Raw genomic sequence first — 20,685 nt, forward strand, 5'->3', positions numbered from 1 at the left:
CCGGAACCGACAGCACCCCGTGGTCTTGAATGAGTCATTCAGGTCGCCGGAGGTCCTGAATGACTCATTCAAGACCTTTCGGGGCCGGCGCTCCTACCCGGTCGCTGCCGCGTGGCAGGCGCCGTACCCCTCGGCGCGCACGACGATCCGGCCGTCTTCGACGCGGATGGCCGTCTCGGTGGCGTCGCTGACCGCGGTGACGCCGGCGGCCGTGGCGAGCTCGCCGGTCGCGTCGCAGACGAGCCGCAGGCGGGGCCGTTCCGGGGGCGCGATGGCCTGGTCGAGGCAGCCGCGCAGGTCGGCGACGGCGAGCCGGGCCAGCGGGGCGAGTTCGCCGGGGTCGCTGGTGACGAGGACGGCGGTGACGTCGGCGCCGGCGCGCACGGCTTCTTCGAAGGCGGCGGCGCGGTGCAGGCCGAGGATGGTGACGACGCCGTCGCCGGGCCGGAACGGTGCGCCGGTCAGCAGGTCGGTGGCCGCGGGCGGGGTCCACGGCTGGTCGGCGGGCCGGGCCTGGCTCGTGATCGGCGGAACGGCCGGCCAGTCGTCGCTGAGGTCGAGGTCGAGCAGCGCGGTGCAGGCGGAGACGATGTGGAACGGCTCGCCGAAGCCGGGCGCCGCGGCGGCGAGCTGGCTCGCGCCGTGCAGCGTGGTGAGGGCGGCTTCGGCGACGCGGACCAGGCGCCGTCCCGGGCGCAGCCGTTCCAGGGCGAGCCCGAGCAGGATCGCCTCGACGCGCATGAGCTGCGCGAACGGCCGCCGCGTGTGCTCGTCGGCGAGGATCTCGGGCAGCAGGTCGCGGCCGAGGCGGGCGTCGCCGCTGTCGTCGTCGGTGGCCAGGGGCAGGCGCGCGACCCACGCGCGCGCGAACGCGGCCAGGACGTCGGCCGCGGTGGGGTGCGGCGGTGGCGTGGCGGGCCGGGACGCCCGTTCGGCGAGATCGGCCAGGACCGCGAAGTACAGGGCTCGTTTGCCGGGGAAGTTGGAGTAGACCGCGCCGCGGGTGAGCTCGGCGCGTTCGGCGATGACGTCGATCTTCGCGTCGCGGAAGCCGCGCCGGGCGAACTCGTCGCGGGCGGCGGAGAGGACCTTCGCGCGGTTGCGCTCCTGGGTCTCCGTCCTGCTGAGCCTGACCATCGTCCTCCTTGCCGCGGCGTCGCCGGTCAAGATACCGTGACCACTGAGATGATCAGAACATCTGATGTGAACATGTGGAGTTGCGGATGACCCCCGAAATCGACCTGACCGACCTGAAGGTCCTCACCGACCCGTTCACCGCCTACGACCAGGCCCGGGAAGTGAGCGCGGTGGCGAAACTCGTCATCCCCGGCTTCGGCCCGTTCTGGGCCCTGACCCGCTACACCCAGGCCCGCGCGATGCTCGCCGACCCGCGGTTCGAAGTGCGAGCGGAGAGCTTCATGCGCCCTCCCGGCATCCCCGAGCACTGCCTCGAGTACATGCGGACGATGGCCGAACAGGACGGGCCCGAGCACCTGCGGCTGCGCCGGCTCGTGGCGCCGGCGTTCACCCCGAAACGTGCGGCGCGGCTGCGGCCACGGCTGGTGACGCTCACCGAGCGGCTGCTCGACGAGCTGCCCGCCCACGCCGAGGACGGCGTCGTCGATCTGGTGCCGCACTTCGCGCGGCCGCTGCCGATGGACGTCATCTGCGAGATGACCGGCATTCCCGAAGCCGACCGGCCGCGCTGGCGGGAGTACGGCGCCGCGGTCGCCGGCGGGGTGGGCCCGGACTTCGCCGCCGCGATCCCGGAGATCATCGAGGGCGCGAAGGACGCGGTGGCGCGCAGCCGGACCGAACCCGGTGACGACCTGATCGGTGACCTCGTGCGGGCCGAGGACGACGACCGGCTCACCGACACCGAGCTGGTCACGCTGGTCTGGCACCTCGTGCTGGCCGGGCAGACCCCGGTGAACCTGATCTCGAACGCCGTGGAAGCCCTGCTACGGCACCCGGAGCAGCTCGCGGCGCTGCGTGCGGATCCGGCGTTGTGGCCGGGCGCGGTCGAGGAGCTGATGCGCTTCTGCAGCCCGCAACTGCTGACCACGCCCCGCTTCGCCCGGGAAGACGTCGAGTTCGACGGGCAGGTGATCCGCGCGGGCGAGCGGGTGACGGCCGCGATGGTGGCCGCCGACCGCGACCCGCGGGTGTTCGCCGACGCGGACCGGCTCGACGTCACCCGCGAAGGGCCCGCGCAGCTGGGGTTTTCGCACGGCCCGCACTTCTGCCTCGGGGCGTCGATCGCGCGGGTGGAGACGGAGGTGGCGCTTTCGGCGCTCTTCGCCCGCTTCCCGGACCTGGCGCTCGCCGGCGACGTGCCGCGCGCGCCCGACGGCGGGACGTGGCGTCCCGCGGAACTACTGCTGACGCTCTGACACCAGCGCCTCGATGCCGTCGAGGACGCGGGCGAGGCCGAAGCGGAAGGTGTAGGCCGGGTCTTCCGCGGCGTTGTGGGCCTCGCCCGCGGCCTGGCCGACCCGGGAAGCCAGGGGGTAGTGCTCCGCGGCGGCCGCCGGGATCCCGGCCAGCACCGGCGCGGCGCGCTGCCACCACTGCGCGTCGGTCAGACCGCTGGTGCGGACCAAGCGCGCGGCGTCGAGGGAGCTGCGCGCGGTGGTCCGGACCAGGCCGGTGACGAGGGCGACGGCGGCGTCCATCTCGACGTCGTCGAGCCCGATGCCCTCGACCGCGCGCAGCTCGTGTTCGTACTTGGCGAAGCTGTGCGGGCCGAGCGCCGAGCGGCTGGTGGTGACCTGCAGCAGCCAGGGGTGGCGGTGGAACAGTGCCCACTGGGCGTCGGCGATGGCGGTCAGTGCTTCGCGCCAGCCGAGGTCGGTGTCGGGGATCGGCAGCTCGCCGTGGGCGTGGTCGATCATCAGGTCGAGCAGCTCGGCCCGGCCCGGCACGTAGGTGTAGAGCGACATGGGGGAGACGCCGAGCTGCTCGGCGACGCGGCGGATGGTGACGGCGTCGATCGTGTCGGCGTCGGCCAGCGCGATGGCCGTGCGCACGACGTCGGCCGTGGTCAGCTTGGGTTTCGGGCCGCGCCGCGGGGTTCCGGGGACGCCCCAGAGCAGCTCGATCGCCCGTCGCGGGTCGCCGCCGTCGTTGTCCTCCGTGCTCACGCCGCTCATTCTGCTCACCTGATTTTCGTACGTCGTACAGAGTTGTGCTAACCTCTACTTCGTACACAGTACAGAGTAAAGGGGGAGGATGACTCCGCAGATCCACGCCGAGGGACTTCGCAAGCGCTACGGCGACGCGTACGCCCTCGATGGGTTCGATCTTTCGGTCCCGGCCGGCTCGCTGCACGGCCTGCTGGGGCCCAACGGCGCCGGCAAGACCACAGCCGTCCGCGTGCTCTCCACGCTGCTGCGCCACGACGGCGGCACCGCCCGGGTCGCCGGCTTCGACGTCGCCACCGAAGCAGCGAAAGTGCGCTCCTCGATCGGGCTGGTCGGGCAGCAGGCGGCGGTCGACGAACTGCTGTCCGGGCGGCAGAACCTGGTGCTGTTCGGCCGGCTGCACCACCTGGGCCGGCGCGAGGCCGCCCGACGCGCCGACGACCTGCTGGAGCGGTTCGAGCTCGCGGACACCGGGTCGAAGCCGGTCTCCGCGTATTCCGGCGGGATGCGCCGGCGGCTGGACCTGGCGGCGTCGCTGCTGGCCGCCCCGCGGGTGCTGTTCCTCGACGAGCCGACGACCGGGCTGGACCCGCGCAGCCGCATCGAGGTCTGGCGGGCGGTGCGGTCCCTCGTCGCCGACGGCACGACCGGGCTGCTCACCACGCAGTACCTGGAGGAAGCCGACCGGCTGGCCGACCGCATCTCGCTGGTGGAGCACGGCCGGGTGATCGCCGAAGGCACCCCGGCGGAGCTGAAGGGTTCGCTCGGCGCGACCCGGATCGAACTGGTGCTGACCGATCCCGACGTCGTCGGCGCGGCGGCGGCGTTGCTGGCCCGGGTCACCGGGGCCGAGCCGGTCACCGACGAGCTGCGGGTCAGCGCACCGGCCGAAGCGGCGATGCTGACCGGCGTGGTGCGCGAGCTGGGGGCGGCGGACCTGGCGGTCGCCGACGTGGCGCTGCGGCACCCGACGCTCGACGAAGTGTTCCTGGAGCTGACGGGGAAGGTGCCGCGATGAGATGGGCTCTCGAAGACGGCTGGACGCTCACCGGGCGGTACCTCGCCCACCTGGCGCGGCGGCCCGCCCGGCTGGCCACCGTGGTGGCGTTCCCGATCCTGATGGTGCTGATCTTCGCCTACCTGCTCGGCGGCGGGATGACCGTGCCCGGCGGCGGGTCCTACCGCGAGTTCCTGATGCCGGGGATGTTCGCGATGACGATGGCCTTCGGGCTGTCGGGCACCATGATCGCGGTGCTGGACGACGCCGCCAAGGGCGTCACCGACCGGTTCCGGTCGCTGCCGATGGCTCCTTCGGCGGTGCTCACCGGCCGGGTCGCGGCGGACCTGGTGAACGCGGTCCTCGCGCTGGTGGTGCTGCTCGGGTGCGGGTTCGCCGTCGGCTGGCAGCCGCACGGCAGCCCGGCCGAGACGTTCGCCGCGTTCGGGCTGCTGCTCCTGCTGCGGACGGCGTTGGTGTGGGCCGGGATCTACCTCGGCCTGCTGACCACCGATCCGTCGATGGTGACGCTCGCGCAGACCCTGGAATTCCCCTTCGGGTTCCTCTCGAGCGCGTTCGTGGCGACCGCGACGATGCCGGCGTGGCTGGGAACCGTGGCGGAGTGGAACCCGTTGTCCTCCACGGTGACGGCGGCGCGGGTGCTGTTCGGCAACCCGGGCGCGGCCGGGACGTCCTGGGTGAGCGCGCACTCCGTGCTCATGGCGGTGGTGTGGCCGCTGGTGCTGCTCGCGGTGTTCGTGCCGTTGTCCGTGCGCCGATACGAAAGGCTGGGGAACTGAACGCCGACTTCGAACCGGGAGAACCCCCACGCGCGGGACGGCTGGTGCTCGACGGGCGCCGGCTGTCCCTGGTGGAGGGCTTGCCGGAACTGCTGAGGGCCGACGACCCCGATCCCGCCACGGCGTTCTGGGCGACCGCGGCGAGGGCCGCGCTACGGCTCGTCGCGGCGGGCCGGCTGCTGCCGGGCGTCACCGAGGCCGGCTACGACGCCTGGCGCGCCGGACCGCTCGAACCGGCGGAAGCCGCGTGGCTGCGGGATCTCGCGGCCGCGATGCCGGTGGACGAGCGGGCGCCGGGGCCGCTGCTGCGGGCGTTCCTCGACGCCGTCGCCGACACCCTGCCCCGCACGCCCGCCGCGGCGAAGGCGGCCGGGACGCGGTTGTTCGCCGCCGTCGCGCCCCAGCGGGCGGAGCCGGTGCGGGACTGGGCCGACGAGCTGGCCGCCGGGCTCGACTCGGGCATCCGGGTGTCGCTGCGGGTCGAGGCGCCCGGCGGCTTCGAAACCGGCCGCTTCCACGCCGTCGTGCAGGTGCACAGCCTCGCCGAGCCGGGCCAGGTCGCCGACGCGGCGCAGCTGTGGGAGACGGGGCGGTTCGGGCCGCGGGCGCGCATCGACGTCGTGCTCGCGCTGCGCCGGGGCGCGCAGGTGTGGCCGGCGCTGAGCCCGCTGCTCACTTCGGCGGTACCGGACGAGCTGACCCTGGGCGAGGACGACGTCACCGAGCTGGTCGCGGCCGCGGCCCCCCGGCTCGCGGCGGTGGGCATCGACGTGCACTGGCCGGCGGAACTCGCGGGGTCGCTGACCGCGCGGGCCGTGGTGAACGCCGGGGACGCACCGGGTGACCTGCCGTCGTTCTTCGGCGGTGGCCGGGCGCTGGAGTTCGACTGGCAGCTCGCCCTGGGCGGTGAGGTGCTGACCGCGGCGGAGCTGGACGCGCTCGCCGAGGCCCGCCGGCCGGTGGTGCGGCTGCGCGACCGCTGGGTGCTGGTCGACCCGGCGCTGGCGGCGAAGGCCCGCGAGCGGACGCTCAAGCCGCTGATGCCGGTCGACGCGCTGGGCGCGGTGCTGACCGGGACCACCGAGGTGGACGGCGAGCCGGTCGAGGTCGTCACCGAGGGCTGGCTCGCGCGGTTGCGGGAACGGCTGTCGGCGGCGCCGGAGCCCGAGGTGCCGCCGGCCGGGCTGGCCGCGACGCTGCGGGACTACCAGCTGCGCGGGCTGCAGTGGCTGGCCACGGTGACCGGGCTCGGCCTCGGCGGCTGCCTCGCCGACGACATGGGCCTGGGCAAGACGGTCACGCTGATCGCGCTGCACCTGCACCGCGCGTCCGGGCCGACGCTGGTGGTCTGCCCGGCGTCGCTGCTGGGCAACTGGGAACGCGAGATCCGCCGGTTCGCCCCGGGCGTGCCGGTGCGGCGCTTCCACGGCAGCGCGCGCTCGCTCGAGGAACTCGACGGGTTCGTGCTCACCACCTACGGCACGCTGCGCACCGATCCCGCGCCCCTGGCCGCGATCCGGTGGGGGCTGCTGGTCGCCGACGAGGCCCAGCACGTCAAAAACCACCGGTCGGGCACGGCGAAGGCGCTGCGGCTGGTGCCCGCGGCCGCGCGGGTGGCGCTGACCGGCACGCCGGTGGAGAACACCCTCTCGGAGCTGTGGGCGATCCTCGACTGGTCGGCGCCGGGGCTGCTGGGGTCGCTGAGCGAGTTCCGGGCGCGATGGGCGAAACCGATCGAGGCCGGGGATCGCGTCGCGGCCGAGCGGCTTTCGCGGTTGCTGCGGCCGTTCCTGTTGCGGCGCCGCAAATCCGATCCGGGGATCGCGCCCGAGCTGCCGGCGAAGACCGAGACCGACCGGCCGGTGGCGCTGAGCCCGGAGCAGGCGGCGCTGTACGAGGCGGTGGTGCGGGAGATGATGGCCGGCATCGCCGCGAGCGACGGGATGGCCCGGCGCGGCCGGATCGTCAAGCTGCTGACCGCGCTCAAGCAGATCTGCAACCACCCGGCGCAGTACCTGAAAGAGCCCGGCGGCCGCTCCGGGAAGCTGGAGCTGCTCGACGAACTGCTCGACACGATCCTCGCCGAGGGCGGCGCGGTGCTGGTGTTCACCCAGTACGTCGCCATGGCCCGGCTGCTGGAGCAGCACCTGGCCGGGCGGGGGATCGGCACGCAGCTGCTGCACGGCGGCACCCCGGTCGCGCGGCGCGAAGAGCTCGTCGAGCGGTTCCAGGCCGGCGAGGTACCGGTGTTCCTGTTGTCGCTCAAGGCGGCCGGCACCGGGCTGAACCTCACGCGCGCCGACCACGTCGTGCACTTCGACCGCTGGTGGAACCCGGCGGTGGAGGACCAGGCGACCGACCGGGCGTACCGGATCGGGCAGACCCGGCCGGTGCAGGTGCACCGGCTCGTCGCCGAGGGCACGGTCGAGGACCGGATCGCGGCCATGCTGCGGGAGAAACGGGCGCTGGCCGACGCCGTGCTGGCCGGTGGCGAGGCGGCGCTGACGGAACTGACCGACACCGAGCTCGCGGAGCTCGTCGAGCTGAGGAGCCGCGGATGAGCGACGAGGCGGTGCGCGGGTTCCCCGCGTTCGGAGCGGCCGGGCGTTCGGCCCGCTCCTGGTGGGGGCGGGCCTGGGTGAGCGCGATGGAGGACACTGCGCTCGACCTGGGGCAGCTGAAGAAAGGCCGCAAGTACGCCGCGGCCGGGCTGGTCGGCCCGATCACGGTGAGCCCGGGCCGGATCGCCGCGGCGGTCGACGACGTCGACGGCGGCCCGTTCCACACCGAGCTGCGGCTGGCGGAGCTGTCCGAAGTGGACTGGACGCGGTTCCTCGACCGGGTCGCCTCGCGGGCGGGGCACCTGGCGGCGCTCTTGGACCGGGACATGCCGCACGACCTGGTGGCGGCGGCCGACGACGCCGGCGTCCACCTGCTGCCCGGGATCGGCGACCTGGACCCGGAGTGCGACTGCGCGGGCTGGGAGCTGCCGTGCCGGCACGCGGCGGCGCTGTCGTTCCAGGCGTCGTGGCTGCTGGACGCGGACCCGTTCCTGCTGTTGCTGATGCGCGGCAAGGGTGAGCGGGAGATCCGCGAGGAGCTGGAGAGCCGCACGGCGCCGCGGGTGGACCTGGTCGTCGAGGACCGGACGCCGGGAGAGCTCCCGGATCTCGCGGGGTTCCAGCCGTCGGGGGCGCCGTCGATTCCGGCCGCGCCCGGAGTGCCCGCCGACGCCTTCGCCCTGCTGGCGGCGAACGCTTCGGCTCAGGCCGCGGCGATACTGGCGGGCGAGCCGTGGCCGGGACGGCGTCACGACACGGTCCGGCTGGCCGCGGAGTTCCCCGCGGCGGCTTCGCGGATGGGCGAGGGGCCCGGGTTCGATCGGGCGGTCGCGGCGTGGACCCACGGCGGGCGTGAGGGTCTCGAGGTGCTGGATGCGCCGTGGACGCCCCCGAAGGCGGCGCTGGCGGCCGCGCGGGCCGCGCTCGCCGACGTCACCGACGAGGAGCCGGTGTTCGACCGCAACCGGTGCACGGCCGGGGAGGTGCAGGTCCGGCTCGACCGGCGGGGCCGGTGGCACCCGTACCGGCGCGAGGGCGGCGAGTGGTGGCCCGCGGGTCCGCCGGAGTCCGATCCGGGGCTGCTGCTCGGCTGATTCCCGGACGCTTCTTCACGGGGTGAACCCCCGCCTGGGCAGGGATTTTCGTGGCGCCGGGCGGTATCCAGCGTCGTCCCCGGTGTCTCCTCTCCCCAACGGCGGGGTTCCCGCCGGGCCCACTGGGGGTGCGGGCGCGCGGGTGCTGACTCCTCGCGCGCCCGCCCTGTTTTGTCGGTGCCCGGCGCTAACGTGCGCGCATGGACGCTATCGCCGCCGATCTGCACCGGTACCTCCAGGAGAAACGCGAGAGCGTGCTCGGCTCGTTGTCCGGGCTGAGCGAGTACGACATCCGCCGCCCGATGACCCCGACGGCCACGAACCTGCTGGGCCTGGTCAAGCACCTGGCCGGTGGCGAGCTCGGCTACCTCGGCGACTGCGTCGGCCGGCCGTCCCCGGTCCGGCTGCCGTGGGTCGAGGACGGGTCGATCTGGGACGGCGCGGACATGTGGGCCACCGCCGAGGAGACCCGGGAGGAGCTGGTCGAGCTGTACCGGACCGCGTGGCGGCACACCGACGAGTCGATCGAGCAGCTGCCGCTTGATGCGCCGGCGTCGGTGCCGTGGTGGCCGGAGGAGCGGCGGAAGACGACGTTCGGCTCGCTGCTCGTGCGGGTGACCGCGGAGACCGCACACCACGCGGGCCACGCGGACATCGTCCGTGAGCTGATCGACGGCCGTGGCGGCGCCGACCGCGAGGACATCGGCGACGCCGCCTGGTGGGACCGGTACGGGGCGCGGGTGCGGGACGCGGCCGAACGTCACCACACGGCTTAGGCGGCGGCGCGTCCGGTGAGCGGCCGGCGCCGCAACGCGCGGTTCTCGAGCGCCGGCGGCCGGTACGTCTGGTCGAGCGTGCCGACGTCGGTGCCCGGCGGGACGATCTCGTCGATGCGGTCGAGGATGTCGTCGGAGAGGGTGACGTCCAGGCCGGTCAGCAGGTCGTCGAGATGGGCCGTCGTGCGGGCCCCCAGCAGCGCGCTCGTCACGTCCGGGTGGGTGATGGCGAACGCCATCGCGAGGTGGGTCATGGGCAGGCCGGCTTCCGCGGCGAGGGCGGTGAACTTCGCGACGACGTCGAGCCGGGTTTCATCGTTGAGGTGGCGGACCAGGGCGGCGCGGCGCAGTTCGTCGTGCGGGCGGCCGGTGAGCAGTCCTTGGCCGAGCGGACCCCAGACCAGGGTGCCCATGCCGAAGCGGCGGCTGACGGGCAGGATCTCGCGTTCGATGCCGCGGTTGAGCAGGGAGTAGACCGGCTGCTCGGTGTGGAACCCGGTGAGGCCGTGGCGTTCGGCGGCCCAGTGGGCTTCGACGATGCCGGAAGCGGGGGTACCGGACGCGCCGATCGCGCGGACCTTGCCGCTGCGCAGGAGGTCGGTGAGCGCGGCGAGGGTCTCCTCGATGTCGGTGCCGGGGTCGGGGCGGTGCAGCTGGTAGAGGTCGATGTGGTCGGTCCGCAGGCGCCTGAGCGAGTGCTCGACCGCGGTGACGATCCAGCGCCGTGACGCGCCCTGGTGGTTGGGGTCCTGGCCGGTCGGACGGCCGAACTTGGTGGCGAGCACGACGTCGTCGCGCCGGCCTTCCAGTGCCTTGCCGACGATCTCTTCGGAGTCGCCGTAGGCGTCGGCGGTGTCGATGAAGTTGATGCCGGCGTCGAGTGCTTTGTGGAGGACGCGGGCCGAGTCGGCGGGATCGGCGTTGCCGATCGAGGTCGCGAACATCAGCGTGCCCAGGGCGTAGGGACTGACCTTGATGCCGGTCCGGCCCAGGGTGCGGTACTGCATGGGGACTCCTCGGGTAGCCTTAAGCGGAAAGCTTTTCCGCAACTATACGGAAAGCCTTTCCGCTTAGCTACCCCGAGGAGGGTTATGACCGAGAGCGCCGCACCGCGCCGGCGGCGTGCCGACGCCCAGCGCAATGTCGACGCACTGCTCGAAGCGGCGAAGAGCGTCTTCGCGACCTCGGGAGTGGACGCGCCCGCGAAGGAGATCACCGACCTGGCCGGGGTCGGCGTCGGCACGCTCTACCGGCACTTCCCGCAGCGCGCCGACCTGATCGCGGCGGTGCTGCACCGCGAAATCGACGTCGTGGCGCAGGCCGGACCGGCGCTGAGCGCCCGCCACGAGCCGGGCGAAGCGCTGCGGAAGTGGCTGCGCCGCTACACCGATTTCGTCGGCACGAAGCGGGGGTTCGCCGCGGCCCTGCATTCGGGCGACCCGGCGTTCGACGCGCTGCCCGGCTACTTCATGGAGCGGATGGAACCGGTCCTGGGCGCCCTGCTGGGCGCGGCGGCCGCGGCGGGGGAGGTCCGCGCCGACGTCAGCGCGAAGGACCTCCTGCACGCCGTGGCTCTGCTGTGCCAGCCGGTGCGCGGCGAAGACCTGGAGTACAACCAGCGGATGGTCGCGATCCTGACCGACGGGCTCAGCGCACGGGCGTGACCGCGTAGTCCTTGACCCGCATCGAGTCGTGCATCCGCACACCGCCGGTGTTGAGCTTCGCCAGCGCCGTCGTGACACGGGCCGGCAGGGCCGAGACGAGCTGGCCGCCGCGCGCCAGCGCCCACACCCCGGCGCGAGAACCGGGGATCAGGCTCCGGGCGGCTCCGACGGCGAACGCCCGGCTTTTGCGCACCAGCTCGCCCATTTCCCGTTCGTAGGCGGCGAAAGCGCGTTCGTGGTCGCCGCCCGCCGCGGCCAGCTCGCCGGCCAGGACGTAGGCGCCCAGCACCGCGAGGCTGGTGCTGCCGCCGACCGCCGGGCCGGGGCAGTAGCCGGCGTCGCCGACGAGCGTGACGCGCCCGCGTGACCACGAGTCGAGGCCGAGCTGGGTGATCGAGTCGAAGTAGAACGGGCCCGAGCCGGTCAGCTCGGCCAGCCAGCCGTCGACCTGCGGGTGCATCCCCGCGTAGGCCTCGCGCAGCAGCTCCTGCTGCCGCGCGACGTCGCGGTGGTGGTAGTCGAGCGGCTCGTCGCGGCGGAACAGGAACACCGCGCGGGCTTCGTCGAGGTGGCGGGCGCTGTACACGCCGGCGGTCCGGCCCGGGCCGAGGTGCAGGACCGTTTCGCCGTCGCCGAGACCGGTGGTGTCCGGCATGGAGAGCACGGCCAGGTAGGCGCCGATGAACTTCGTCAGGCCGGCTTCCTCGCCGAAGACCAGGCGGCGCACGTTCGAGTGGAGCCCGTCGGCGCCGACGACGACGTCGAACCGGCGCGGCGCGGCGTGCTCGAAGGTGACGTCGCCGTCCGGGGAGATGCTGGTGATCGAGTCGCCGAAGAGGTACTCGGCGTCGTCGCGGCCGGCGTCGTAGTAGATCTCGCTGAGGTCGTCGCGCATGATCTCGGCGTGCCGGTCGGAGGTGGCGCGGTAGATCTTCGCCAGGTCCACCCGCACCGGGCGGCGCGCGCCTTCGCGGTGCAGCGTCATCCGGGTGGTGCCGGTCTTGCGGGCTTCGACGCGCGGGAGCACGCCCATCCGTTCGGTGATGTCCATGGCGGGCCGGAACAGGTCGACGGCGTGGCCGCCGGTCTTGCGCAGCACCGGGGCGCGTTCGACGACCGTGACGTCGAAGCCGTGGCGGGTGAGCCAATAGGCGAGCACCGGACCCGCGATGCTGGCCCCCGAGATCAGAATCCGCATGAGTACCTCCCTGACTTAACGGTAGGTAAGTTGTACCACAGGTCCTTACCTATCGTTAAGTCAGTTATGCTGGGGTCGTGCCGAAACCCTCCGACACCAAGCAGCGCATCCTCGACGTCGCACGCGAGCTGTTCACGACCCAAGGCGTGCAGCGCACCAGCCTGCAGGACATCGCCGACCGGCTGGGCATCACCAAGCCCGCGCTCTACTACCACTTCCCCTCGCGCGACGAACTGGTCCGCAGCATCGTCCAGCCCATGCTCGACGACGGCGAGAACTTCCTCCTCGGCCAGGAAGCCCGCGGGGACGCGCCGGTACGGGAGCTGATCGAAGGGTTCTTCGACTTCAACTACCGCCACCGCGCGGACGTCATCATGCTGCTGGCCGAGATGCCGACGCTGGCCGACCTCGGGCTCATCGACCGGGTGCTCGCCTGGCGGACCCGGCTCACCGAGCTGATCTGCGGCCCTTCGCCGACCCTCGAACACCAGGCGCGCGCCATCCTGGCACTGGGCGGCCTCCAGGACGTCTGCATGCAGTTCCCCGACGCCCCCGTCGAGGAGCTCAAGGCCGCGGCGGTCGCCGGCGCCCTCGACGCGCTCGGCTGAAAGGCACCTTCAGCGCACGTCGGTCAGCGGACCGCCGCGCGGTCGATGATCGCGCCCGTGTCCACCCCGGCCGGCAGCGTGCCGAACGCGATACCCCAGTCGCCGCCGAAGCGGGACGCGCAGAACGCGTCCGCGACCGCCGGGTGCCCGTGGCGCACCAGCAGCGATCCCTGCAGCACCAGCGCCATCGCCTCGACCACCCGCCGCGCCCGGTACTCGATCGCGTCGAGGTCGGTCAGCTCCTTGCGGACGCGGTCGACGGCGTCGTCCAGGCGCGCGTCGCCGCCGGCCGCCTGCTCCACCTCGGCGAAGAACGCCGCCACCGACTCCGGCTGCTTTCCCATAGCGCGCAACGCGTCCAGCGCGGCGACGTTGCCCGAGCCCTCCCAGATCGACGACAGCGGCGCCTCGCGGTAGAGCCGCGGCATGCCCGACTCCTCGACGTACCCGTTGCCGCCGAAGCACTCGAGCGCTTCGGCCGCGTGCATCGGCGCCCGCTTGCACACCCAGTACTTCGACACCGCCAGGCCCAGCCGCCGGAACGCCTGCTCCTGCTCGTCGTCACGCCGGTCGCCCGCCGCGGCCAGCCGCATCGCCACCGTCGTCGCCGCTTCGGACTCGACCACGAGATCCGCGAGCACGTTCGCCATCAGCGGCTGGTCGGCCAGCGCCTTGCCGAACGCGTGCCGGTGCGTCGCGTGGTGGACCGCGCGGACCGCGCCCAGCCGCATCCCGGACGCGCTGCCGAGCGTGCAGTCCAGGCGGGTGTTGTTGACCATCTCGATGATGGTCCGGACTCCGCGGCCCTCTTCGCCGACGAGCCAGCCGACGGCGTGGTCGTACTCGATCTCCGAGGACGCGTTGGACCGGTTGCCCAGCTTGTCCTTCAGCCGCTGCAGCCGGATCGGGTTGCGCGAGCCGTCAGGCAGGACGCGGGGGAGCAGGAAGCACGAGAGCCCGCCCGGAGCCTGGGCGAGCGTCAGGAACATGTCCGACATCGGCGCGGAGGTGAACCACTTGTGCCCGACGAGGGTGTAGCTGCCGTCGGCACTCGGGGTGGCCGTGGTCGTGTTGGCGCGGACGTCGGAGCCGCCCTGCTTCTCGGTCATCGACATGCCCGCGACCAGGCCGCGTTTGGTGCTCGGCTCGCGCAGCCCGAAGTCGTACTCGGTCGCCGCCAGCAGCGGCTCGTACCGCGCGGCCAGCTCCGGGTTGGCCCGCAGCGCCGGAATCGCCGCGTATGTCATCGAAATCGGGCAGCTGTGCCCGGCCTCGACCTGCCCCCAGACGTAGAACTTCGCCGCCCGGGCCGCGTGCACGCCTGCGCGGGGGTCCTGCCACGGCGTGCCGTGCAGACCGTGCTTGACCGCGACGGTCATCAGGTCGTGCCAGTACGGGTGGAACTCGACCTCGTCGATCCGGTGCCCGTACCGGTCGTGGGTACGCAGCACCGGCTCGTTCTCGTTGACCACCCGGCCCCACTCCTGAGCCTGCTCGCTCCCGGCCAGCCGGCCCAGCTCGTGCAGCTCGTCCGACGCCCAGCCCGCGCCGGCCCGCTCGAGCCCGGCCAGCAGCGTCGGGTCGTCGGCGACGTCGTGGCCCTGCAGCGGCGGGACCTGGTTGGTGACCTCATGCGTGGCGGGCATCGGAACCTCCTAGAGCGCGGACGACGAACGTGCGGAGCTCGGCGACGTCACCGGCGTTACCGCTGGTCAACGGGCCGATCAGGACTTCGGCGGCGGCACCCACCAGCGCGGCGGCGGTGAGCCGGCCGTCCTGCGGCGGCACCGCACCGGCTTTGACGCCGGCCGCAACGTGCTCGGCGACGACCTCGGTGAACGCCCGCCGGAACTCGAGCCGTTCGGCATCGATCCGCGCGTCGACCGGTTCGGCCAGCAGGGCGTAGGCCTGCCTCGGGGCTTTCAGGGCGCGTTGGGCGAAGGTCTCGAACACCGCCAAGACGCGCTCGGCGGGCTCGCCGGGCCGGGCGGACGCGGCCCGGACGGCCTCGACCTCCCGCGTCACGACCTGCCGGAACACGTGCACGACCAGGTCGGCCTTGGTGGGGAAGTGCCGGTAGACGCTCCCGACGGCCACCCCGGCCCGCTCGGCGACGGCGGAGACGGAGCAGCCGCTGTAGCCGTGCTCGGCGAGCTGTTCGGTCGCCGCGGCGACGATCGTCTCGCGCTGGGCGTCGAGACGTTCCTGGACCTTCGGGGTGCGGCGGTAGGGCACGTCAAGAAGTGAAGCACTGATTCATTACTTCAGTCAACGCTCCAGGAGCCGCTTCGCGCCCCGCACCTCAGCCTCGACGTCGGCTCGCAGCTTCCGCCGCAGGACCGGTTCTGCCAGCCAGCGCAGGGGAGCGGCGAACCCGAACGCGATCCGCCGGGTCACCCGGATCCCGCCGTCGGCCGGCACGCACGCGAAGGACGCTTCGAACGTCGAGAACCGCCGGGCCAGCCGGTTCTCCGGCCGGTCGGGGAGGCGCACCTCCACGCGCTCGCCCGGCGTCAAGGTCATCCGCGACACGATCTTCGGGCCCGGCCCCAGCCCGGGCAACGCCGAACGGAACCGGAACTCGGTGACGTCCCCGTCCCGGTGCACCCAGTCGATCCGGCCCAGCTTGCGGTCGACCTCCGCGTACCGCCGCGGGTCCATGACCAGCTCGAGAAAGGCGTCCGCAGTGCACGACACGGTCTCTTCCACGGTCACTTCCACCATGGCAAAAGGGTAGTTCCTGACTATGGCTCGACAGGCGGCCTTCGGCAGGTCAGCAGCCACGACCAGAAGTCCCACCGCTCGCGCCCCCGCGCAACGCCCGCCACGCACACCGCGGCAGCGACAGGTTCAGCAGCACCGCCGTGTTCGCCGTCGCTGCCCAGCACCAGAACCCGCTCCACACCACCATCTCGCCCTTGCCCTGGAGCGCGCTCCAGCTCCTACGGTCGGACCATGACCACTCCGCAGCACAAGATCGGCTCCGGTTTCGGCGCCACCAGCACCGCGGCCGAGGTCCTCGCCGGCCTCGACCTGACCGGCAAGCTCGCTCTCGTCACCGGCGGCTACTCCGGCATCGGGCTGGAGACCACTCGTGCCTTGGCCGGCGCCGGCGCCCACGTCATCGTTCCCGCTCGCCGGCGTGCCACGGCCGAGGAAGCCCTTGCCGGGATCGCGAACACCGAGGTCGGCGAACTCGACCTCGCCGACCTCGCCAGTGTCCACGCCTTCGCCGGCCGCTTCCTCGCCACCGGCCGCCGCCTCGACCTCGTCGTCGGCAGCGCCGGCGTCATGGCCTGCCCCGAAACCCGCGTGGGCCCCGGCTGGGAAGCCCAGTTCGCCACCAACCACCTCGGCCACTTCGCCCTGGTCAACCACCTCTGGCCGGCCATCGCCGACGGCGCCCGCGTCGTGGCCGTGTCCTCGCGCGGCCACCACTTCTCGCCGATCCGCTGGGACGACGTCCACTTCGGACACGGCTACGACCGGTGGCTCGCCTACGGACAGGCCAAGACCGCCAACGTCCTGTTCGCCGTCCACCTCGACCGGCTCGGCCGCGACCGCGGGGTGCGGGCCTTCGCCCTGCATCCCGGCTCGATCATGACCAACCTCCTGCGCCACGTCCCGCGGGACGAGTGGCGAGCGAACGGCTGGGTCGACGAACACGGCAATCCCACCAGCTACTTCAAAACACCGGAAGCCGGTGCCGCCACCCAGGTCTGGGCCGCCACCTCGCCCCGGCTCGACGGCCTCGGCGGGGTCTACCTCGAAGACTGCGACGTCGCCGAGCCCGCCCTCGAAGAAGACGGCGTCACCCCCGTCCGCCACCGCGTCGGCGTCCGCGGCTACGCCGTCGATCCCGAGCAGGCCGCGCGGCTCTGGGCGCTGTCGGCCGAACTGACCGGCGTCGACGCCATCCCGCCGAGCTAGCGGCCGGCCCGCGGCACCAGCGCCACCAGGTACCGGCAGGGGAGCGACCCCGGGTTCGCGAACACCCGCTCCGGCGCGGTCCCCAGCTGCAGGCAGTCCCCGGCGTCCAGCTCGTGCACCTCGGCGCCTTCCCGCAGGCGCAGGTGCCCGTCCAGCACCCAGATCTGCTGATGCAGGAACGCGCTCGCGAGCAGCGGCACCTCGGCACCCGCGGGCAGCTCGATCTCGACCAGCTCCAGCGGGCGGCCGGCGGCGGGGGAGACCGCACGCCGCCGGTACCCGGTGCCCGGATCCACCCACACCGGCTGCTCGGCCGCGCGCACCAGCCGTCGTTCGTCGCCCTCGGCTCGCGCGATCAGCTCCGAGAGCGTCATCCCGAGCGCGGCCGACAGCTTCGCCAGCAACGCCGCCGTCGGCTGCACGTCGCCTCGCTCGATCTTGCCGATCATCGCCCGCGAAACCCCGGACGCCTCGGCCAGGGCGGCGGCGGAGAGCCCCAGGGACGTCCGCGCCGCGTGCACGGTGGTGGCCAGGCGAGCGGTCAGGGGATCGGTCATGGGTTGATACTATACGACCATATCTGGCTACCATGTGAGCCATGCTGATCCGAGACGCTCTCCCGGCCGACGCCGCCGCCTGCGCCGCCCTCTACGCGCCCTACGTCACCGACACCGTCATCTCCTTCGAGACCGAGCCGCCCTCCGCCGCCGAAATGGCCCGGAGGATCGACGACGCCCACGCCTGGTTCGTCCTCGAAGACGACAGCCGCGTCGCCGGCTTCGCCTATGCCCACCGCTTCGCCGAACGCGCCGCCTACCGGTGGTCGTGCGAGACGAGCATCTACCTCGAACGCGGCCGCCGCCGCACCGGCGCCGGCCGCACACTGTACGAGACGCTCTTCGAACGCCTGCGGGACAACGGTTTCTACCGCGCCTTCGCCGGGATGACGCTCCCGAACGACGCCAGCGCGGGCCTGCACCGCGCACTCGGGTTCGAACCCGCGGGCGTCTACCGCCGGGTCGGCTGGAAGCACGGCGCGTGGCGCGACGTCGCCTGGGTCCAGAAGGACCTTCATGCAACCGATGGTTGCGTATCGCCGCCGGCACCGCTAACGTGACACGCAACCAAACGTTGCACAAGGAGCCGGCATGGAACACGGAACCCTCGACCGCGAAATCCACATCGACGCCACCCCCGAAGTCGTCTTCGACGTCGTCAGCAGCCCCGAACACCTCCGCGAATGGTGGCCCGACGAGGCCGAATACCCCGTCGAAGCCGGGGGAGAAGGCCGCATCGGCTTCGGCGGCACTTGGGTCCGCTTCACTGTCGTCGACGCCGTACCCCCGAAACTCTTCTCCTTCCGCTGGACCCACGCCGACGGCGAGACCGCCGCACCCGGCAACTCGTTCCTCGTCGTCTTCGAACTCGAGCCCTCGGGCACCGGCACCCGACTCCGGATGACCGAAACCGGCTTCCGCGAACGCGGCTGGGACGAAGCCAAGATCGCCGCCGAGTACGCCGACCACGTCAGCGGCTGGGACCACTTCCTGCCCCGCCTGCCCGGCTACGCCGCCAAGGTCGGAACGACGGCCCCGTGAGCACCGCCGTGGACGACGACCTCTGGTCGGCCATCGGCGACCCGACCCGCCGCCGCCTGCTCGACCTGCTCCTCGACGACGGCAGCGCCACCGCGACCAGCCTGAGCGAACACCTCCCGGTGACCCGCCAGGCCGTCGCCAAACACCTCGCCGTCCTCGACCGCGCCGGCCTCGTGCACGCGACACCCGCCGGCCGCGAAAAGCACTACCGCGTCGACGAAGCCCAGCTGGCCCGCGCCGTCGCGCAGCTCGCCGACGTCGGCGCCACCTGGGACGCCCGGCTCCGCCGCATCAAGCGCATCGCCGAGACCATCCAGAAGAACCTCTAGAGAGGCACGACCATGGACATCCTGCACCGCATCGGCATCGAGAAGTCCTCACCCGAGAAGGTCTACGAGGCACTCACCACCCTCGACGGCCTGTCGGCCTGGTGGACCGAGAAGACCGTGGGGGACACCGACCTCGGCGGCGTCATCGCGTTCCGGTTCATCCCCGGCGGGTTCGACATGAAGGTCGTCGAGCTCGACCCGGGCCGGCTCGTCCGCTGGGAGGTCGTCGACGGGCCGCCGGAGTGGATCGGCACGACCATCCGCTGGGAGCTCGAACAGCGCGGCGACTACACGATCGTCCTCTTCAAGCACGAAGGCTGGCGCGAGCCGGTCGAGTTCATGCACCACTGCAGCACGAAGTGGGCCGTCTACCTCCTGAGCCTCAAGCAGCTCGCCGAGACCGGGGAGGGCGCCCCGAGCCCACGGGACGTGATGATCAGCGACTGGCACTGACCTTACTTGACATAATGTACATTATCGGCACTTGAAGACACGACGTGGCGGAGAGCCGGGAGGGGGTGCCAACGGGCCGGGTTCGCCGGAGGTGCGTCCGGTTCATCAGGACGGCTCCTGCTGAGGTTCGCGGCGGGCGTTCTGCTGCCGTCCGGGCTCAGGTGGCCCCTGAGGCGCCTCCGGAGGCCGCAGGAGGATCCCCTGAGGCCGTGGATCCGATGCGCTGCCACCCGACCTAAAAACGTCACGGTGACGAAACCAAGAAGGTCGTAGACGGCGTCGCAAGCCAGCAGCTGGCGAAGTTGACGTCTTAGGAGCTCGCCCGGCGGTCGGTCGCCCCGAAGGCATCTCAGACGGCTCCACGGCGGTCGAACATATGTACGCATCCCGCCGCGCGTGCCGAAGGGGCGATCCGGGCCTCGAAGACGTCGTCGAGAGAGCCTGGATCCCCCGGGAGGTTCATTCCGGGCTAAACCGACATTTCATGCATAATCACTATTATGCATGAAATGGGCGGTGACCCGGCGACCGGAATTGTCGGTGGTGTGCTGTACAAGATCCACATGAAGGTTTCCGAGGCCCAGCAAGCCTTCTTCGCGGCCCGCCGGCCCCGCAAGGACTCCCCGCACACCACCGACGCCTACCGCCGTGACCTCGCCGGGATCACCACTCTCCTGGTTTCGGAGCTCGGCCGCCCGGCCGAGGACCTGGAGGTCGCCGATCTGAGCGGGCCGGCGCTGCGGGCGGTGTTCGGGGTGTTCGCCGACGGGCACGCGAAGAGCTCGGTGCTGCGTGCCTGGTCGACGTGGAACCAGTTCCTGACGTTCTGCGTGGCGGACGGGCTGCTGGAGGGCAACCCGATGGGCGCGGTGGCGCGGCCGCGGACGCCGGCGTTGACGCCGAAACCGTTGCGGGGTGAGGAAACTCCGGAGCAGTTGCTGTCGGCGGCGGCCGCGGGTTCGCGGCGCGCGCGGGATCCGTGGCCGGAGCGGGACGTGCTGGTGATCGCGCTGGGGCTGGTGGCGGGGTTGCGGGCGGCGGAGATGCGGGCGCTGACGGCGCGGTCGCTGGTGGGGCGTGCGGGTGAGCTGCGGCTGCACGTGACGGGGAAGGGCAGCCGGGATCGGTCGATTCCGGTGCAGCCGGTGCTGGCGGAGCTGATCGAGCGGTACCGGGAGTCGTGCCGGGTGCGGTTCCCGAGTGTGCGGTTCTCCCCTGGTTCGCCGTTGCTGCTGGACCGGTCGGGTGAGCCGATCGGGCGGGGTGCGCTGGAGTACCTGGTGAAGTCGTGTTATCGGGGGGCGGGGTTGCACGACCGGGTGCCGGTGGGGGCGAATCTGCACGCGTTGCGGCACACGTTCGCGACGCGGTTGGCGGAGGACGGGGCGACGGCGTCGGAGATCATGGCGTTGCTGGGGCACGCGAGTTTGGCGACGAGTCAGAACTACATCGAGGCGACGGGCCGGGAGCAGCGTGCGGCGGCGGCGAGCAACCGGACGTACCGGGCGTTGGACGGTCTGGGGTCGTGAGTGTC

Annotated in this window: 22 protein-coding genes; 14 read left to right on the top strand and 8 right to left on the bottom strand. The window is 72.4% G+C overall.

Features of this window, described 5'->3' with window-relative positions; genetic code table 11:
- Nucleotides 1–93 precede the first annotated feature (93 nt).
- A complete protein-coding gene (locus ACZ4TR_RS09585; RefSeq protein WP_465286628.1) occupies nt 94–1,137 on the bottom strand; it encodes a TetR/AcrR family transcriptional regulator in 1,044 nt (347 codons plus the stop codon).
- Nucleotides 1,138–1,223: 86 nt separating this feature from the next.
- Here ACZ4TR_RS09585 and ACZ4TR_RS09590 point away from each other — a divergent pair, with 86 nt between their 5' ends.
- On the top strand, nt 1,224–2,393 hold the full coding sequence (locus ACZ4TR_RS09590) for a cytochrome P450 family protein (protein ID WP_465286629.1): 1,170 nt from the start codon (nt 1,224–1,226) through the stop codon (nt 2,391–2,393).
- Here ACZ4TR_RS09590 and ACZ4TR_RS09595 read toward each other — a convergent pair.
- Nucleotides 2,376–3,152, bottom strand: a complete 777-nt coding sequence (locus ACZ4TR_RS09595) for a TetR/AcrR family transcriptional regulator C-terminal domain-containing protein (RefSeq protein ID WP_465286630.1) — start codon at nt 3,150–3,152, stop codon at nt 2,376–2,378. The two genes, ACZ4TR_RS09590 and ACZ4TR_RS09595, sit on opposite strands and share 18 nt — an antisense overlap.
- A 79-nt stretch (nt 3,153–3,231) precedes the next feature.
- Between ACZ4TR_RS09595 and ACZ4TR_RS09600 the strand changes: the two genes are divergently transcribed.
- The 5 genes from ACZ4TR_RS09600 (at nt 3,232) to ACZ4TR_RS09620 (ending at nt 9,371) form a co-directional block, all read left to right on the top strand.
- Complete coding sequence (locus ACZ4TR_RS09600) at nt 3,232–4,161, top strand: ATP-binding cassette domain-containing protein (RefSeq protein ID WP_465286632.1); 930 nt, start codon at nt 3,232–3,234, stop codon at nt 4,159–4,161.
- Nucleotides 4,158–4,940, top strand: coding sequence for an ABC transporter permease (locus ACZ4TR_RS09605; RefSeq protein ID WP_465286633.1), 783 nt, complete (start codon nt 4,158–4,160; stop codon nt 4,938–4,940). The genes ACZ4TR_RS09600 and ACZ4TR_RS09605 overlap by 4 nt, the downstream gene beginning before the upstream one ends.
- Nucleotides 4,941–4,984: 44 nt before the next feature.
- On the top strand, nt 4,985–7,501 hold the full coding sequence (locus ACZ4TR_RS09610; RefSeq protein WP_465286634.1) for a DEAD/DEAH box helicase: 2,517 nt from the start codon (nt 4,985–4,987) through the stop codon (nt 7,499–7,501).
- On the top strand, nt 7,498–8,595 hold the full coding sequence (locus ACZ4TR_RS09615) for an SWIM zinc finger family protein (protein WP_465286635.1): 1,098 nt from the start codon (nt 7,498–7,500) through the stop codon (nt 8,593–8,595). The genes ACZ4TR_RS09610 and ACZ4TR_RS09615 overlap by 4 nt, the downstream gene beginning before the upstream one ends.
- Before the next feature lie 200 nt (nt 8,596–8,795).
- Nucleotides 8,796–9,371, top strand: coding sequence for a DinB family protein (locus ACZ4TR_RS09620; RefSeq protein ID WP_465286636.1), 576 nt, complete (start codon nt 8,796–8,798; stop codon nt 9,369–9,371).
- Here the strand turns inward: ACZ4TR_RS09620 and ACZ4TR_RS09625 are convergent.
- Nucleotides 9,368–10,378 (bottom strand): aldo/keto reductase, encoded by a 1,011-nt coding sequence (locus ACZ4TR_RS09625; RefSeq protein WP_465286637.1) that lies wholly within the window; start codon nt 10,376–10,378, stop codon nt 9,368–9,370. The two genes, ACZ4TR_RS09620 and ACZ4TR_RS09625, sit on opposite strands and share 4 nt — an antisense overlap.
- Nucleotides 10,379–10,462: 84 nt before the next feature.
- Between ACZ4TR_RS09625 and ACZ4TR_RS09630 the strand changes: the two genes are divergently transcribed.
- Nucleotides 10,463–11,035, top strand: coding sequence for a TetR/AcrR family transcriptional regulator (locus tag ACZ4TR_RS09630; protein ID WP_465286638.1), 573 nt, complete (start codon nt 10,463–10,465; stop codon nt 11,033–11,035).
- Here the strand turns inward: ACZ4TR_RS09630 and ACZ4TR_RS09635 are convergent.
- Nucleotides 11,019–12,233 (bottom strand): FAD-dependent monooxygenase, encoded by a 1,215-nt coding sequence (locus ACZ4TR_RS09635; protein WP_465286640.1) that lies wholly within the window; start codon nt 12,231–12,233, stop codon nt 11,019–11,021. The genes ACZ4TR_RS09630 and ACZ4TR_RS09635 overlap by 17 nt on opposite strands.
- A gap of 77 nt (nt 12,234–12,310) precedes the next feature.
- Between ACZ4TR_RS09635 and ACZ4TR_RS09640 the strand changes: the two genes are divergently transcribed.
- Nucleotides 12,311–12,841 carry a TetR/AcrR family transcriptional regulator gene (locus tag ACZ4TR_RS09640; protein ID WP_465286641.1) on the top strand — a complete coding sequence of 177 codons (531 nt, stop codon included), beginning with the start codon at nt 12,311–12,313 and terminating at the stop codon, nt 12,839–12,841.
- Nucleotides 12,842–12,864: 23 nt separating this feature from the next.
- Here ACZ4TR_RS09640 and ACZ4TR_RS09645 read toward each other — a convergent pair whose 3' ends face one another.
- Genes ACZ4TR_RS09645 through ACZ4TR_RS09655 form a run of 3 tightly spaced genes read right to left on the bottom strand, consistent with a single transcriptional unit; the run spans nt 12,865 to nt 15,565 of the window.
- On the bottom strand, nt 12,865–14,487 hold the full coding sequence (locus ACZ4TR_RS09645) for an acyl-CoA dehydrogenase family protein (protein ID WP_465286642.1): 1,623 nt from the start codon (nt 14,485–14,487) through the stop codon (nt 12,865–12,867).
- Nucleotides 14,471–15,076, bottom strand: coding sequence for a TetR/AcrR family transcriptional regulator (locus ACZ4TR_RS09650; protein ID WP_465286643.1), 606 nt, complete (start codon nt 15,074–15,076; stop codon nt 14,471–14,473). The genes ACZ4TR_RS09645 and ACZ4TR_RS09650 overlap by 17 nt, the downstream gene beginning before the upstream one ends.
- A gap of 33 nt (nt 15,077–15,109) precedes the next feature.
- Nucleotides 15,110–15,565 carry an SRPBCC family protein gene (locus ACZ4TR_RS09655; RefSeq protein WP_465286644.1) on the bottom strand — a complete coding sequence of 152 codons (456 nt, stop codon included), beginning with the start codon at nt 15,563–15,565 and terminating at the stop codon, nt 15,110–15,112.
- 231 nt (nt 15,566–15,796) lie between these two features.
- Between ACZ4TR_RS09655 and ACZ4TR_RS09660 the strand changes: the two genes are divergently transcribed.
- Nucleotides 15,797–16,771 (top strand): SDR family NAD(P)-dependent oxidoreductase, encoded by a 975-nt coding sequence (locus tag ACZ4TR_RS09660; protein WP_465286645.1) that lies wholly within the window; start codon nt 15,797–15,799, stop codon nt 16,769–16,771.
- On the opposite strand, the gene ACZ4TR_RS09665 is transcribed toward ACZ4TR_RS09660, so the two are convergent.
- The gene (locus tag ACZ4TR_RS09665) at nt 16,768–17,328 is read right to left on the bottom strand and encodes a cupin domain-containing protein (protein WP_465286646.1); all 561 of its coding nucleotides are present in this window, start codon (nt 17,326–17,328) and stop codon (nt 16,768–16,770) included. The genes ACZ4TR_RS09660 and ACZ4TR_RS09665 overlap by 4 nt on opposite strands.
- A gap of 41 nt (nt 17,329–17,369) precedes the next feature.
- Between ACZ4TR_RS09665 and ACZ4TR_RS09670 the strand changes: the two genes are divergently transcribed.
- From ACZ4TR_RS09670 to ACZ4TR_RS09690, 5 genes are all read left to right on the top strand, one after another.
- Nucleotides 17,370–17,888, top strand: coding sequence for a GNAT family N-acetyltransferase (locus ACZ4TR_RS09670; RefSeq protein WP_465286647.1), 519 nt, complete (start codon nt 17,370–17,372; stop codon nt 17,886–17,888).
- Between the two features lie 31 nt (nt 17,889–17,919).
- Nucleotides 17,920–18,369, top strand: a complete 450-nt coding sequence (locus tag ACZ4TR_RS09675) for an SRPBCC domain-containing protein (protein ID WP_465286648.1) — start codon at nt 17,920–17,922, stop codon at nt 18,367–18,369.
- On the top strand, nt 18,366–18,698 hold the full coding sequence (locus ACZ4TR_RS09680) for an ArsR/SmtB family transcription factor (protein ID WP_465286649.1): 333 nt from the start codon (nt 18,366–18,368) through the stop codon (nt 18,696–18,698). Before ACZ4TR_RS09675 ends, ACZ4TR_RS09680 begins: the two co-directional genes overlap by 4 nt.
- Before the next feature lie 12 nt (nt 18,699–18,710).
- Nucleotides 18,711–19,151: an SRPBCC family protein gene (locus ACZ4TR_RS09685; RefSeq protein ID WP_465286650.1), complete on the top strand. Its 441-nt coding sequence runs from the start codon at nt 18,711–18,713 to the stop codon at nt 19,149–19,151.
- A 545-nt stretch (nt 19,152–19,696) separates the two neighbouring features.
- A complete protein-coding gene (locus ACZ4TR_RS09690) occupies nt 19,697–20,680 on the top strand; it encodes a tyrosine-type recombinase/integrase (protein WP_465287334.1) in 984 nt (327 codons plus the stop codon).
- Nucleotides 20,681–20,685: the final 5 nt, after the last annotated feature.

The organism is Amycolatopsis sp. NPDC028719 (assembly GCF_055565395.1).